The organism is Ruegeria sp. AB5, from assembly GCF_056542645.1.
Genome location: NZ_JBQGAE010000001.1, coordinates 735,051 through 748,898, shown reverse-complemented (window position 1 = coordinate 748,898; position 13,848 = coordinate 735,051). Strand labels below are relative to the sequence as shown.

The following is a 13,848-nucleotide window of genomic DNA, read 5'->3' as shown; positions in this document are numbered from 1 at the left end:
AAGATGTCAGAGAAATCACAGGCTCTACCTGTATCTAAGCGCAACTGGCTTTCGCTGGAACAGCGGATCGCGCAGTTGCGGGATCGCAAGCCGGTTGATCTGAACCACGGGGAAGGCCTGATGCTTCAAGGGATCGCAACCGCGTCCCTGAGAGAGCAGAGATTGGCCGGTCAGATATCCCTGGACAACTAGGGTTAGCCGCGAAATCCGGTTGCGACCACAAATTTCTCGGAACTGTCCGACCGGGACGCTGGCGGTTTGACATTGGCAACCTTGTCGAATTTCTGCTTCAACAGCTTCTGCAAATCGCCTTCTGCGCCACCAGCCAGTACTTTGGCGACAAAGGTGCCACCCTCTTCCAGAACATCAAAGGCAAAATAGGCGGCGGTTTCGCACAAGGCCATGATCCGCAGATGATCGGTCTGTTTGTGACCCGAAGATGCAGCAGCCATGTCAGACATTACGACGTCAGCCTTGCCGCCAAGCCACTCTTTAACCTTGGCGTCCGCGTCATCTTCCATGAAATCCAGCACATGGGCCGTGGCCCCGGCAACAGGTTCAATCTCTTGTAAATCGACCCCCAGAACGGTGCCGATACGCTTGCCGCTTTTTTCGCCCAAAGCATTGACACGTTTGACCGCGACCTGAAGCCACCCTCCCGGGGCGCAGCCCAGATCAACGACACGGGCACCCGGAACCAGAAACCGAAACTTCTCGTCCAGTTCCAGTATCTTGAACGCGGCGCGCCCGCGATACCCTTCGGCCTGCGCACGTTTCACATATGGATCGTTCAGCTGCCGTTCGAGCCAACGGGTCGAGCTGAGCTTGCGCCCACGCGCGGTTTTCACCTTGACCTTCAGGTCGCGCTGTCCGCGGCCTGAGGTGTTTTTTCCACTCGGTGTCTTCGCCATCAGAACGGTCCGTCTTCCAATACTCCGTCCGCGCTCATCTGCGCATAGAGCAGACCCTCGCGCAGCCCCCGGTCCGCCACGGAAAGGCGGTCGGTGGGCCAGCATCTGAGTAGGGCCTGCAAAATGGCCGAGCCGGACATGATCAGGGCCTGCCGGTCATCCCCAATCCGAGGGTCCCGGCGTCGCCCGTGAGGGCCGAGTTCTAAATACCCGCGGATGACTTTGTCAATCTGATCGCTGGTCATGCGCAAACCGTCCACCTTGGTCCGGTCATACCGCTTGAGGCCAAGATGCGAGGCCGCAACAGTTGTCACAGTGCCGCTGGTTCCCACGATCTGGAACCCCTCGCGGGTCTGTTCGTTTTTGTACGGGGCAAAATCCGCGAGGTTTTCTTCGAAGAACCAGCTCATCAGTGCGAAGCGGGCCGAATCGTCCTCGACGTCGTTGAACTGGTCGCGCAGCGTGGCGACGCCCAAAGGCACACTGATCCAGTCCACGACCTTGGCCGCAGGAAAGGGGCTTTCGGCCGTGTGGAACCCGTTGTGCAGACGCATGATCGCAGCGGGGCGGTCGCGGCGCGGCACGGAAGAAATGTCGATCCACACCAACTCGGTCGACCCCCCGCCAATATCGACGACCAGCAACTGTTCGGTTTTGATCGACACCAATGGCGCGCACGAAATCACGGCTAGGCGGGCTTCTTCCTCGGGCTGGATGATTTCAAGGTTCAGACCGGTTTCACGCCGCACCTGCCGAATGAAATCGCGCGAGTTTTTGGCGCGTCGGCAGGCTTCGGTGGCGATCAAACGCATACGCTTGACCTTGTTGCGTTTCAGCTTTTGCTGGCAGATTCGCAGCGCCTGCACGGTGCGCGACATAGATGCCCGGGACAATCGTCCCGTGCGTTCCAGCCCCGCACCCAATTGCACGGATTTCGAAAAGCTGTCGACCACATGGAACCCGCTCCCCTTGGGTTGGGCTATCAACATACGGCAGCTATTTGTCCCCAAATCCAACGCCGCATAAAGCGCATCTGGATCGGGTCTTGCCGGCGCGGGGCTTTCGACCGCCTTCGGGAACGCGCCCGCACCTTTGGGACGCTTGGGCGCCATTCGTAACGCCCTCCGATTTTCGAGTTGGTTCGACCCTAGGCGGGGGATCGCCGACGCGCAAGTGATTTCAATTTTGAATTTAGGGTGAGTGTCACACAGCGTTCATACTGAAATGCAATTCCCGTGCCGATCCCCATTTCGGGATTCTCTTCAAGCTTACAGCCAGATACGGAGACTGCCATGAAAGATGAGCGCACCCTGTCCTTTGATGAGTTCGACGAAGTCGTAAACCCACGCCCGGAAGAATGCGACTTTGATCGCGTTGTCGAAAGGGCCTTGTCGCGTCGAGGGTTCCTGGGTGGCGTCTTGGCCATGGGCAGCTTTACCGCCGTTGGTGGTTCGTTGATCCCATCCGGGGCGCGTGCTGCCGAAGATCGCTTTGCGTTCGACGCCATCCCGGTGTCGACCGCCGACGATGTCATTGTTCCCCCCGGCTACAAGGCCGAGGTCATGGTGCGCTGGGGCGACCCGCTTTGGTCCGACGCGCCCGAGTTTGATCACGCCACCCGCGGAACCGCAGCCAGCCAGGAACGCGCCTTTGGTGACAATACCGACGGACAGGATGTTTTCCTGCATGACGGGCATGTCCTGCTGGTCGTGAACAACGAATACACCAATCGTGACATCCTGTGGGGCAACAATCCCGATGCCAAGGCAGCCTCGGACGACGATGTTGCCAAGGGCATGATGGCCCATGGTGTGACCGTGGTCGAGATTGCCAATACGAATGGCACATGGGGCATCGTCAAAGACAGCCCTTACAACCGTCGTATTACACCGCAGACCGATATGACCATCACCGGCCCGGCTGCTGCGCATGACTTGATGAAAACGGCCGCCGATCCTTCGGGCACCACCTCGAAAGGCACGTGGAACAACTGCGGCAACGGTATGACCCCATGGGGCACATATCTGGCCTGTGAAGAAAACTTCAACGGCTACTTCTCGGCCGAAGACGAAAACCACGAGGTCAGCGCCGAGTTGAAGCGCTATGGCGTGTCGTCCAAGGACTGGGGCTATGGCTGGGCCAAGATCGATGACCGTTTCGACGTCTCAAAGAACCCGAACGAGCCGAACCGCGCCGGATACGTGGTTGAGATTGACCCGACCGACCCAAACTCGACGCCGCGCAAACTGACCGCTCTGGGCCGGTTCAAGCACGAGAATGCCGAAGCCATCGTGAACAACGATGGGCGCGTTGTCGTCTACATGGGTGACGATGAACGCGGTGAGTTTCTGTATCGCTTTGTCTCGGATGGTGTGTATGCCGCTGGCGTGGATACCAATGCGCTGCTGGAAAATGGCACCTTGTCAGTCGCCAGGTTCAACGATGATGGTACGGGGGAATGGGTGGACCTTACGCCCGAAACCACGGGCTTGGCGTCGCAAGCCGAAATCAGCATCCACACCCGTCAGGCTGCATCGGCGGTCGGAGCAACCACCATGGACCGTCCGGAATGGGTTGCCGCCAACCCGAATTCGCCTGAGGTCTACTGCTGCCTGACCAACAACAAGAACCGTGGCGTAAAGCCGAATGCCGGTGGGGATGACACATCGGTCAATGGTCCGAACCCGCGTGAGGCCAACAACTATGGCCAGATCGTACGCTGGACGCCGGATGGCGGCGATCATTCCGCCTCGGGCTTTGGCTGGGATCTGTACGTGCTGGCCGGCAACCCGAATGTGCATCAGGATGCCTATGCGGGCTCGGACAACATCAATGCCGACAACATGTTCAACTCGCCTGATGGCTTGAAGTTCGACAGCAACGGTTTGCTGTGGATCCAGACCGATGGAAACTATGGCAACGAAGGTGACTTTGTCGGGCAGGGCAACAACCAGATGCTGGCGGGCGATCCAGTTACCGGTGAAATCCGCCGTTTCATGGTTGGCCCGAACGAGTGCGAGATCACAGGTCTCAGCTGGTCGCCGGATCGTCGCACGATGTTTGTCGGCATTCAGCATCCGGGCGAGGATGGCAACAGCCATTGGCCCGAGGGTGGAGACGCGGTGCCGCGCTCGGCCATCATTGCGGTGACCCGTGAAGACGGTGGCCTGGTCGGTTAACATCATCGACTGTCAGGAATTGGCCCCGGACGACGCAATTCGTCCTGGGTTTTTGTTTTTATGTGCCGTTTTCATAGAGACGTTGAGAATTATGATATGCGGATTGGCGCAGAATTCGGCTACAAGCCCGTCACACCACCCGTGGGCCAAAAAGTCGCTTGAAATACCACTTGTGTCGAAAACCGACCGACCCTGACCCATATAGATGTTTAGAACCGGCCCATCGGGTTAGGAGGAATCACAGCAATGCCTGACGTCACCATTGTATACTGGCGCGACATTCCCGCTCAAGTCATCGTCGGCAAAGGCCGCCGGGGCGCCAAGCGGCAGTTGGAAGAACGGTTCGAGCAAGCCATCGACCGGGCCGCGATGAAGGTGAATGCCAAGGACAGTGATGCCTACCTGGCTGAATGGCGCAAAGCACAGCCTTTTGTAGTCGACGGCGACCCGTCCGAGATTGCCGAAGCGCAGGCGGTGCGCCTGGAAACGGAATACGATCAGGACCGCATCAAAGCGCTGATCGCCAATGACGGTTGGGCATGAGCCCGAGACAGCTATGGGAGGCCGCAATGGCTTTGCTGAACTTCAAGAAACGTGATGCGGTCGAAAACGGCCCTGTGAATCCGACCGTCGAAGCCTTTTTGCAGGGCTACTCGATTGAGGTGATGCCGCGCACCGCCGAAAAGGTCGAGGATTTCCGCGCTCTGCTGCCCGAGGGCACTCGCGTCTACATTGCCCATATTGAGGGCACACCGATCGAAGACATGGTAAAAACCGCCAAGCGCATCGCCGCCGAAGGCTACCCGGTGATGCCGCATTTCCCGGCGCGGATCATCAACGATGCGGCGACGCTGGAGAACTGGATTTCGATGTATCAGGGCGAAGCGGGTGTCGATCAGGCCCTTCTACTGGCCGGCGGTGTTGCCAAGCCGCATGGCGATTTCGACAGCTCGATGCAGCTGATGGAAACCGGCCTGTTCGACAAGGCGGGCTTCAAGCGTCTGCACGTTGCCGGTCACCCCGAGGGTAACAAGGACATCGACCCGGACGGTTCGACCAGCAACGTGGACGATGCGCTGCGTTGGAAACAGAAGTTCTCTGAGACCACGGATGCCGAAATGGCGCTGGCAACCCAGTTTGCATTTGACGCCAAACCGATCATCGCCTGGGCCGACAGCCTGAAAGAAGCAGGTATCAATATCCCCGTGCATATCGGCATCGCGGGTCCAGCCAAGCTGCAGACCCTGATCAAATTCGCCATCGCCTGCGGTGTCGGTCCGTCGCTGAAGGTGCTGCAAAAGCGCGCGATGGACGTCTCCAAGCTGCTGCTGCCCTATGAACCGACCGACGTTGTCACCGAACTGGCCAACCACAAGGCGGCCAACCCGGATTTCAACATCACCAACGTCCACTTCTTCCCGCTGGGCGGGATCAAGACCAACGCCAACTGGGCAATCAATAATGGCGGCGCTTCGGCAAAGCCCGCAAACTCCTAAGGAACGGACATGACCCGTACAGTCGTAGAATCAAAAACAAAAACCGCCGTTCTGGGCTTTGACGAACCGTTTTGCGTGATTGGAGAGCGGATCAACCCAACGGGCCGCAAGAAACTGGCAGCGGAACTGGAAGCGGGCGATTTCTCGACCGTTGAGAAAGATGCGCTGGCGCAGGTTGCCGCAGGCGCAACCATTCTGGATATCAATGCGGGCGTTGTCTACAACTCGAACCCCAACCCGAACGAGACCGAACCGCCACTGATGCGCAAGATCGTCGAGCTGGTGCAGGGGCTTGTGGATGTGCCGCTCTGCGTCGACAGTTCGGTTCCTGGCGCGTTGGAAGCGGGTCTTGAGGCGGCTGAAGGCCGCCCGCTGCTGAACTCGGTCACAGGTGAGGAAGAGCGCCTGGAACTGGTTTTGCCGCTGGTCAAGAAATACAATGTGCCGGTTGTTGCGATCTCGAACGATGACACGGGTATTTCCGAAGACCCTGATGTACGTTTTGCCGTCGCGAAAACCATTGTCGAGCGCGCCGCCGATTTCGGCATTCCCGCACATGACATCGTTGTCGATCCGCTGGTGATGCCCATCGGAGCGATGGCGACCGCAGGTCAGCAAGTGTTCGCACTGGTTCGTCGCCTGCGTGAGGAACTGGGCGTGAATACGACATGCGGCGCGTCCAATGTCTCGTTCGGTCTGCCGAACCGCCACGGCATCAACAACGCATTCCTGCCGATGGCGATGGGTGCTGGCATGACTTCGGCGATCATGAACCCGGTCGCCTTGCCGATCACACAAAAGAAGATCGCCGAAAAGAAAGAGGCGGTCGCCGCCGCCGGTATCGTTCTGCCGGACAGTATGGATGACGAGACTTTTGTGCAGATGTTCGGTCTGGGCTCGACCCTGCCGCGCGCCGGCAAGGAAATGGAGGCCATTCGTGCCGCCAACCTGCTGACCAACAACGACCCGCATGGCGGCGAGTGGATTCGGTTCAACAAAGCGCCTGATGCCGCAGGGGCCGAAGGCGAAGGCCGTGGACGTCGTGGCGGAGGTCGGCGCCGCCGCGCCTGATCCATACGGACCCTAAGAAACAAGAGGCCGGGCATTTGCCTGGCCTTTTTTCGTGATGCGGTTCACGGGTCAAGGCTCGAGGCTGACAGCACGGTTGACCTTGATCCCCGCGTTTACCGCGCAATAAGTGGGAAAGGGCACGCGCGCGGATGTGTCGATGGTGCGCTGTATCCAGTCGCGCTCTTCCAACTGGTGCAGGGTGGACGACAAGGCCCGGTCCGTGATCCGATGTAGGGATGTTTTCATCGACGAAAAACGTTGCGGTCTGGCGGCCAACGCCAGGATAGGAACGGACCAACTGCGCCTGAGGAGTGCAAATTCCGTCGCATCAGGAACTGCGGACACGATACGGTTTGCAATTTCAGCCGCTGTGTTCCCCCGAGCGGTTAATCTGAATTCGGGGCGCAGGGGATGCCCGTGTCCTGGTGTCCTCTCCAACAGATCAAGGTCCACAAGATGTTCAAGGCTTGCCGAAAACGAGGTGCGGCTGGCAAGGGTTGCCGCCTGCAATGGGGCTTTGCGTCCCGGAACCCCGATGTGCATGGCCGCCAGAATGTTCAGGGACCAGGCCCGAGAGGTCAGCTTGACAAGTGTATTTATGTCCATAAAACATAGTTACTATATTTTATTTATACAGGAAAGACCGATGGCTTTGATTTCTCTGGACAACACGATCACGCTGGCGCTTTCGGTTCGGGATCGTCATGCAAGCGCGGACTGGTACGGCGCGATGCTCGGGTTCGATCTGATCCACCATATTGATGAAGCGGGATGGAGTGAGTTGCAGACCAAAACGCCGGGCGTCACCCTTGGACTGGGCGAACAGGTGGAACCGGCACCGGGCAACACAGTGCCGGTTTTTGGGGTGGCCGATATCACATTGGCCAGAACAGCCCTGGAAGATGCGGGCGTCCGTTTTGATGGTGCGACCGAGACGATTGAAGGCATGGTAAGCACCGCGACGTTCTACGACCCCGACAACAACGCCCTGATGTTGGCGCAGGACCTTAGCGACGGGAGATTTTAAACGAGCTTGCAGACAGGGTTTTGACAGGTGTCCCGTACTGTTTCTTGCAATGTGACCGTGTTCCGGGAACAGTAAACAGGGCGTTCCAAGCTCATAGGTGGTCACAATGTCCAAACTTCACCCCCCGAAACTCTCGGACGTGGATCTGACCAAACGGCTGGGGAAAAGGGATTATTTCGATCAGTTGATCGACTTGCAAGCCAAGCTCGCCACTATCCAGCAGGCGTTTCTGTTTCATGGAATGAAGGGTGTAATCGTATTTGAGGGCTGGGATGCCGCAGGCAAGGGCGGCACAATTCGGCGAATTAGTCAGGCTCTGGACCCGCGCAGTTTCAAGGTCTGGCCGATCGGTGCGCCGCGCAACTATTACCTCAATCGCCACTATCTGCTTCGGTTTTGGGAGCGCTTGCCTCCTTCGGGTGCGATTTCCGCCTTTGACCGCAGTTGGTACGGGCGCGTGTTGGTCGAGCGGATCGAAAAGCTGACCCCCGAACATCGCTGGCGCGCGGCCTATGACGAGATCAACGCGTTTGAACGTATGCTGACGGCGGATGGCACGCGGATTATCAAACTGTTTTTCCATATCTCGGAAGAAGAACAGATGGAGCGCTTTACCGAGCGGCTGACCAACCCGCTCAAACGCTGGAAACTGACCTACGAGGATTTTCGGAACCGGGAAAAGTGGAACGAAACCGAGGTGGCTGTGGATGAGATGTTGGCGCGGACATCGACCGAACATGCGCCCTGGCACGTGATCCCTGCGAACAACAAGAAATATGCGAGAATCAATGCGATGCAGGCCATTGTTGATGCCTTTTCGAACGATGTCGATCTGCATCCGCACTATCTGAACAGCGAGATTCTTGATGCTGCCTGTCAGGTGTTGGATGTCGATGACGCGCTGATCGAAAGCCTGCGCGCCAGAACCGAGTGACTATTTGGCGCCTGATCGGCACCAATGCCACTTGAACACCGGTTCGGGGTGGTGGTATCCAAGCCTTCAAGGCGGGTATGATGTAATGGTAGCCTGTCAGCTTCCCAAGCTGAACGCGCGGGTTCGATTCCCGCTACCCGCTCCATCTTACGTTTTTTATCAATGTGTTGCACAGTACGCTTTAAGTGAAACTGCGCAACAAACCTTGTCACGGTCGCGACTTTCTGACCAGATCGCGACCGTAGCGAGAATATGCCGCTCAGCCGCGGCGTCTGCGGCGACGACCCCCGCCCGTTTCAGTGTCTGCTCCGCCGGTGTTGAAGCTGGGATTGGGCAGGGTGACAACCTGACCCAGTTCCGGGAAGGGATCGGTCTTGTGCGGGATCGCATTGGCGGCGACGAAATGGTCCTGAAACTTCGGCTCGATGGCGGTTTCGATTTTTGTGATTTCGCGCACGACACGCTCGATCTCGGCCCGCGATCCGATATTGCAGAGCGCGATCCGCGCGCCCGTTCCGGCAGCGTTGCCTGCGCTGGAGACCTTGTCCAACGGGGCGTCCGGGATCATGCCCAGAACCATCGCGTGTTTGGTCGAGATATGCGCGCCAAACGCGCCAGCCAGAACGACGCGATCCACACGGTCAACGTCCATTTCGTCCATCAGCAGTCGCGCCCCCGCATAAAGCGCTGATTTCGCCAACTGGATGGCACGGATGTCGCCCTGCGTGACGGTGATGCGCGGGCCGCCTTCGGCGCTGGCGTCATGGATCAGATAGGCGTGGGTACGCCCTTCGGGCACACAGCGCGGGGTTCCGGTTTGCTCTGCCGACCCGATCAGCCCGCTTTCGTCCAGCAGGCCCGCGATACGCATTTCAGCCACGGCCTCGATGATACCCGAGCCGCAGATGCCGGTGATACCCGTGGTGGCGACATCGACGTCAAATCCGTCCTCATTCGACCATTTCTCGGACCCGATGATGCGAAAGCGCGGCTCTTTGGTGTCCGGATCGATCTCGATCCGCTCAATCGCGCCGGGCGCGGCGCGCTGGCCGGAACTGATCTGCGCGCCCTCAAAGGCCGGGCCGGTTGGTGACGAACACGCAAGAACCCGGTGCGTGTTGCCCAGCAGAATCTCGGCATTGGTGCCGACGTCCACGATCAGCACGAGGTCTTCCGACTTGCCGGGTTCTTCTGACAGGGCCACAGCAGCGCAATCCGCACCCACATGTCCCGCGATGCAGGGCAGGATGTAGACCTGCGCACGCGGGTTCATGGTGGTCAGTTCCATCTCACGTGCGGGCAGGGACACGGCTTCGGACGTGGCCAACGCAAATGGTGCCTGTCCCAGCTCGACCGGGTCCAGCCCCAGCAGCAAATGGTGCATGACCGGATTGCAGACGAACACCGTCTCGACGATCAGCGCAGCATCAATCCCGGCTTCTTCGGCGATCGAGGTGGTCAGACCATTGATCGCCTCGCGCACGGCTCTGGTCATCTCGGCATCGCCACCGGGGTTCATCATGGCATAAGACACCCGGCTCATCAGGTCCTCGCCAAAGCGAATCTGCGGGTTCATCAGACCAGACGAGGCCTTGACTTCACCCGTTTCCAGATCGGTCAGATGCGCCGCGATCGTGGTTGAGCCGAGATCGATGGCCAGCCCGTAAAGGCCCTGTTCATGCAGGCCGGGCCAGATTTCGACAACCCGCGCCACCGTATCCTTGTGGCCTTTGTGAACAGCGACCGTGACCTCCCATTTCCCTTTGCGCAGAACGGGTTGCAGTTTGGACATCAGGGACAGGTCTGCCGTGACGGCCTCGATCTTCCACTGCTCGCGCAGGGCGCGTTCAAGACGCTCGAGATCGCCTGTGGGTGAGTGCATGTCGGGTTCTTCGACCACCACGAAATACAGACGCGTTGCCGGGTCCATGGCGATGGCGCGCGCGGCGGCGGCCTTGCGCACGACCTGACGGTGCACCTGGCTTTCGGGCGGGACGTCGATAACCACATCGCCCTGAACAGATGCCTGACAGCCCAGACGGCGGCCCGGTTTCAACCCGCGTTTGTCGTCATAGCGCTGCTCGACCGCGTTCCACTCGCTCAGGGCGTCCTCGGATACTGTCACTCCGTGCTTGGGGAACTCACCATAGCTGGGCGTGATCTGGCATTTCGAACAAATCCCGCGCCCACCGCAGACAGAATCCAGATCGACACCCAACTGGCGGGCCGCCGTCAGGATCGGAGTCCCGACAGGGAAATGCCCGCGTTTGCCGGACGGGGTAAAAACGACAAGAGGGTCGGTGGTCATGATTTTGCCTGCCATATGTGTTCGCGCGTATTCCCGGCAAGATATGAGTTTATGGCCAAAGGGAAAGGGCAATCAGCGGCAGGTTTTGACCAACTAGCGTCGTTTCCGGTCGCGGCTTTCGCCTGTATTTGGCAACAACTTGGGCGCGGGGGCTTTTCCTTGGGGTTGATCCATGCAATAGGGTCACCGCCAAACGGGCTTTTGCATGGGGTTTGATGATGCAGATTCGTGAGGCGCTTACCTTTGATGACGTTCTTTTGGTGCCGGGGGCATCGACGGTGCTGCCTGCGACGGCTGACACGACCACGCGCGTGACGCGTCAGATCAGCATGAACATCCCTCTGCTCAGTTCGGCCATGGATACGGTGACCGAAGCGCGCATGGCCATCGCGATGGCTCAGGCCGGCGGCATCGGAGTGATCCACAAGAACCTCTCGGTCGAGGAACAGGCCCGGGAAGTGCGCCGGGTCAAACGGTTCGAATCGGGCATTGTGTACAACCCCGTCACATTGCGGGCAGATCAGACGTTGGCAGATGCGCAGGCTCTGGTGCAACGTTACAATTTCACCGGCTTCCCGGTTGTCGATGATCAGGGCCGTGTCATGGGGATCGTGACCAACCGCGATATGCGCTTTGCGACCTCGGACGACACGCCGATCAAGGCGATGATGACGTCGGAAAATCTGGCGATGCTGCAAGAGCCGGCAGATCTGGAAGAGGCCAAGAGCCTGATGCGCGCGCGCCGGATCGAAAAGCTGCTGGTGGTCGATGGCGCGGGCAAGCTGACGGGTCTGCTGACCCTGAAAGACACGGAACAGGCCGTGCTGAACCCCACGGCGTGCAAGGACCGGCTTGGCCGTTTGCGGGTTGCGGCGGCGACTTCGGTCGGGGATGCCGGTTTTGATCGTTCGGAACAATTGGTTGATTCGGGTGTGGACATCATTGTCGTCGATACGGCGCATGGGCATTCGCAAGGCGTCTTGGAGGCGGTGAAACGCGCCAAGACACTGTCGAATGAAGTTCAGATCATAGCGGGCAACGTCGCCACCGCAGATGCGACCAAGGCGCTGATCGATGCGGGGGCAGATGCGATCAAGGTCGGCATCGGGCCGGGCTCGATCTGCACGACGCGGATGGTGGCCGGGGTCGGGGTGCCTCAGTTGACCGCCATCATGGATTGCGCCTCGGCTGCGGGCGATGTGCCGGTGATTGCCGACGGTGGGATCAAGTTCTCGGGCGATTTTGCCAAGGCGATCGCGGCGGGCGCGTCCTGTGCCATGGTAGGCTCGATGATCGCGGGCACGGATGAAAGCCCGGGCGAGGTGATCCTGTATCAGGGCCGTTCGTTCAAATCCTATCGTGGCATGGGCAGTCTGGGGGCGATGGCGCGTGGTTCGGCAGATCGCTATTTCCAGAAGGATGCCGCCAATGACAAGCTGGTGCCTGAAGGGATCGAAGGGCAGGTGCCATACAAAGGCTCGGCCAGTGCGGTTGTTCACCAGTTGGTTGGCGGCCTGAGGGCTGCGATGGGCTATACCGGTTGCGCAACTGTCGAAGAGATGCGCAAGAACTGCAACTTTGTCAAAATCACTGGTGCGGGTCTGAAGGAAAGTCATGTGCATGACGTACAGATCACCCGCGAAAGCCCGAACTACCGGGTGATGTAACCCAATGACCCATCTACGACGGCGCCTTCAACTCGGGCGCCGTTTTGCATTTCACCGCAACTCGTAGGACCCTGTCATGACCCCAGCAGCCCGTGTTCAGTCCTCGATAGAGATCCTTGACGAGATTTTGTCTGGTGCGCCGGTTGAAAAGGCCCTGACAGGGTGGGCAAGGCGTAGTCGGTTTGCTGGTTCCAAGGACCGAGCAGCGGTACGGGATCACGTCTTTGCTGCATTGCGCTGCAAACGGTCCTTTGCCGCCCTGGGTGGCAGTCAAACGGGCAGGGGTCTGATGATAGGGGCCATGCGCGCGGATGGTATCGATGTGACGCCTCTGTTCACCGGAGACCGCCATGCCCCGGACCCTGTAGACACATCTGATACGGGGCGAGATTTTATCTCGCAAGCCGAGCAATTTGATATTCCGGATTGGCTCTGGCCGCGCTTCGTGGCGTCATTGGGTGATGAGGCGATTGTGGCGGCCAAAGCGCTGCAAATGCGCGCGCCGGTTCACTTGCGGGTCAATCTGCACAAGACAGATGTTCCGGGCGCCGTTCGGGTGCTGGCTGAAGATGACATTCAGGTGAAACAGCATCCGGCCTGCAAAACCGCTCTCAATGTAGTCGAAGGCGCCCGCAAAGTGGCGCAGAGTCGCGCCTATCTGGATGGTCTGGTCGAACTTCAGGACGCAGCCAGTCAAGCGGTCGTGGCTGCTCTGCCCCTGCGGCCCGGTATTCGGGTGCTGGACTATTGTGCAGGCGGCGGCGGTAAGGCCCTGGCCCTTGCTGCCCATCCGGGTGTCGAGGTCTTCGCACATGATGTAAACCCAAAGCGCATGAGAGATATCCCAAACCGCGCGGCGCGTGCGGGTGTTGACATTGCGCTCCTCAATTCCGAGCAGATTGTCGACCAGGCCCCCTTTGACATTGTGCTGGCTGATGCGCCCTGTTCTGGAAGCGGGTCCTGGCGGCGGGCCCCGGCTGGGAAATGGGCGCTGACCGAAACGCGTTTGGCGGAATTGATCGCCTTGCAATTTTCGATCCTAAGGGATGTTGCGGCCCTGGTCCGGTCTGGGGGTTGCCTGGCATATGCGACCTGTTCGATGCTGGCGGATGAGAACGGAAAGGTTGTAGAGCAGTTTGTAGCGGATCACCCGGACTGGAGTGTCATTTTGCAACAGAATTGGCTTGTAACCGACGGGGTCGACGGGTTTTTCACGGCGCACTTGACGCAATAGTCTCCGTGCGCGTAGCAACCA

Annotated in this window: 13 protein-coding genes and 1 tRNA gene; 10 read left to right on the top strand and 4 right to left on the bottom strand. The window is 59.1% G+C overall.

What is annotated here, in order from left to right:
* The first annotated feature begins 3 nt into the window (after nucleotides 1-3).
* Nucleotides 4-192 (top strand): hypothetical protein, encoded by a 189-nt coding sequence (locus tag ACR0L4_RS03795; protein WP_480510690.1) that lies wholly within the window; start codon nucleotides 4-6, stop codon nucleotides 190-192.
* A 2-nt stretch (nucleotides 193-194) separates the two neighbouring features.
* On the opposite strand, the gene ACR0L4_RS03790 is transcribed toward ACR0L4_RS03795, so the two are convergent.
* Together ACR0L4_RS03790 and ACR0L4_RS03785 are read right to left on the bottom strand one after the other, a co-directional pair.
* The gene (locus ACR0L4_RS03790; protein WP_480510688.1) at nucleotides 195-911 is read right to left on the bottom strand and encodes an RlmE family RNA methyltransferase; all 717 of its coding nucleotides are present in this window, start codon (nucleotides 909-911) and stop codon (nucleotides 195-197) included.
* Nucleotides 911-2,023 (bottom strand): Ppx/GppA phosphatase family protein, encoded by a 1,113-nt coding sequence (locus ACR0L4_RS03785; protein WP_480510686.1) that lies wholly within the window; start codon nucleotides 2,021-2,023, stop codon nucleotides 911-913. Before ACR0L4_RS03785 ends, ACR0L4_RS03790 begins: the two co-directional genes overlap by 1 nt.
* A 180-nt stretch (nucleotides 2,024-2,203) precedes the next feature.
* Between ACR0L4_RS03785 and ACR0L4_RS03780 the strand changes: the two genes are divergently transcribed.
* The 4 genes from ACR0L4_RS03780 (at nucleotide 2,204) to ACR0L4_RS03765 (ending at nucleotide 6,657) form a co-directional block, all read left to right on the top strand.
* Nucleotides 2,204-4,090 (top strand): PhoX family protein, encoded by a 1,887-nt coding sequence (locus ACR0L4_RS03780; protein WP_480510684.1) that lies wholly within the window; start codon nucleotides 2,204-2,206, stop codon nucleotides 4,088-4,090.
* A gap of 246 nt (nucleotides 4,091-4,336) precedes the next feature.
* Nucleotides 4,337-4,633: a virulence factor gene (locus ACR0L4_RS03775; protein WP_480510682.1), complete on the top strand. Its 297-nt coding sequence runs from the start codon at nucleotides 4,337-4,339 to the stop codon at nucleotides 4,631-4,633.
* Between the two features lie 26 nt (nucleotides 4,634-4,659).
* Nucleotides 4,660-5,586: a methylenetetrahydrofolate reductase gene (locus ACR0L4_RS03770; protein ID WP_480510680.1), complete on the top strand. Its 927-nt coding sequence runs from the start codon at nucleotides 4,660-4,662 to the stop codon at nucleotides 5,584-5,586.
* 9 nt (nucleotides 5,587-5,595) lie between these two features.
* On the top strand, nucleotides 5,596-6,657 hold the full coding sequence (locus tag ACR0L4_RS03765; protein WP_480510678.1) for a methyltetrahydrofolate cobalamin methyltransferase: 1,062 nt from the start codon (nucleotides 5,596-5,598) through the stop codon (nucleotides 6,655-6,657).
* A 69-nt stretch (nucleotides 6,658-6,726) separates the two neighbouring features.
* On the opposite strand, the gene ACR0L4_RS03760 is transcribed toward ACR0L4_RS03765, so the two are convergent.
* Nucleotides 6,727-7,263, bottom strand: coding sequence for a winged helix-turn-helix transcriptional regulator (locus tag ACR0L4_RS03760; RefSeq protein WP_480510676.1), 537 nt, complete (start codon nucleotides 7,261-7,263; stop codon nucleotides 6,727-6,729).
* A gap of 40 nt (nucleotides 7,264-7,303) precedes the next feature.
* On the opposite strand from ACR0L4_RS03760, the gene ACR0L4_RS03755 reads away from it, so the two are divergent.
* The 3 genes from ACR0L4_RS03755 (at nucleotide 7,304) to ACR0L4_RS03745 (ending at nucleotide 8,763) form a co-directional block, all read left to right on the top strand.
* The gene (locus ACR0L4_RS03755) at nucleotides 7,304-7,684 is read left to right on the top strand and encodes a VOC family protein (RefSeq protein WP_480510674.1); all 381 of its coding nucleotides are present in this window, start codon (nucleotides 7,304-7,306) and stop codon (nucleotides 7,682-7,684) included.
* A gap of 106 nt (nucleotides 7,685-7,790) precedes the next feature.
* Nucleotides 7,791-8,618 (top strand): polyphosphate kinase 2 family protein, encoded by an 828-nt coding sequence (locus ACR0L4_RS03750; RefSeq protein WP_480510672.1) that lies wholly within the window; start codon nucleotides 7,791-7,793, stop codon nucleotides 8,616-8,618.
* Nucleotides 8,619-8,689: 71 nt separating this feature from the next.
* Nucleotides 8,690-8,763, top strand: a tRNA-Gly gene (locus tag ACR0L4_RS03745).
* Nucleotides 8,764-8,877: 114 nt separating this feature from the next.
* Here the strand turns inward: ACR0L4_RS03745 and ACR0L4_RS03740 are convergent.
* The gene (locus ACR0L4_RS03740; protein WP_480510670.1) at nucleotides 8,878-10,926 is read right to left on the bottom strand and encodes an ASKHA domain-containing protein; all 2,049 of its coding nucleotides are present in this window, start codon (nucleotides 10,924-10,926) and stop codon (nucleotides 8,878-8,880) included.
* A 218-nt stretch (nucleotides 10,927-11,144) separates the two neighbouring features.
* Between ACR0L4_RS03740 and guaB the strand changes: the two genes are divergently transcribed.
* Both guaB and ACR0L4_RS03730 read left to right on the top strand, forming a co-directional pair.
* Entirely contained in the window at nucleotides 11,145-12,593 is a 1,449-nt protein-coding gene (gene guaB, locus ACR0L4_RS03735; protein WP_170749258.1) for an IMP dehydrogenase, read from the top strand.
* A gap of 76 nt (nucleotides 12,594-12,669) precedes the next feature.
* Nucleotides 12,670-13,827 (top strand): RsmB/NOP family class I SAM-dependent RNA methyltransferase, encoded by a 1,158-nt coding sequence (locus ACR0L4_RS03730; protein ID WP_480510668.1) that lies wholly within the window; start codon nucleotides 12,670-12,672, stop codon nucleotides 13,825-13,827.
* The last annotated feature ends 21 nt before the right edge of the window (nucleotides 13,828-13,848 follow it).

Excerpts from the sequence above, each read along its gene's own strand:
- ACR0L4_RS03795 (WP_480510690.1), top strand. The coding sequence starts at position 4 with ATGTCAGAGAAATCACAGGCTCTACCTGTATCTAAGCGCAACTGGCTT.
- ACR0L4_RS03790 (WP_480510688.1), bottom strand. The coding sequence starts at position 911 with ATGGCGAAGACACCGAGTGGAAAAAACACCTCAGGCCGCGGACAGCGC.
- ACR0L4_RS03785 (WP_480510686.1), bottom strand. The coding sequence starts at position 2,023 with ATGGCGCCCAAGCGTCCCAAAGGTGCGGGCGCGTTCCCGAAGGCGGTC.
- ACR0L4_RS03780 (WP_480510684.1), top strand. The coding sequence starts at position 2,204 with ATGAAAGATGAGCGCACCCTGTCCTTTGATGAGTTCGACGAAGTCGTA.
- ACR0L4_RS03775 (WP_480510682.1), top strand. The coding sequence starts at position 4,337 with ATGCCTGACGTCACCATTGTATACTGGCGCGACATTCCCGCTCAAGTC.
- ACR0L4_RS03770 (WP_480510680.1), top strand. The coding sequence starts at position 4,660 with ATGGCTTTGCTGAACTTCAAGAAACGTGATGCGGTCGAAAACGGCCCT.
- ACR0L4_RS03765 (WP_480510678.1), top strand. The coding sequence starts at position 5,596 with ATGACCCGTACAGTCGTAGAATCAAAAACAAAAACCGCCGTTCTGGGC.
- ACR0L4_RS03760 (WP_480510676.1), bottom strand. The coding sequence starts at position 7,263 with ATGGACATAAATACACTTGTCAAGCTGACCTCTCGGGCCTGGTCCCTG.
- ACR0L4_RS03755 (WP_480510674.1), top strand. The coding sequence starts at position 7,304 with ATGGCTTTGATTTCTCTGGACAACACGATCACGCTGGCGCTTTCGGTT.
- ACR0L4_RS03750 (WP_480510672.1), top strand. The coding sequence starts at position 7,791 with ATGTCCAAACTTCACCCCCCGAAACTCTCGGACGTGGATCTGACCAAA.
- ACR0L4_RS03740 (WP_480510670.1), bottom strand. The coding sequence starts at position 10,926 with ATGACCACCGACCCTCTTGTCGTTTTTACCCCGTCCGGCAAACGCGGG.
- guaB (WP_170749258.1), top strand. The coding sequence starts at position 11,145 with ATGCAGATTCGTGAGGCGCTTACCTTTGATGACGTTCTTTTGGTGCCG.
- ACR0L4_RS03730 (WP_480510668.1), top strand. The coding sequence starts at position 12,670 with ATGACCCCAGCAGCCCGTGTTCAGTCCTCGATAGAGATCCTTGACGAG.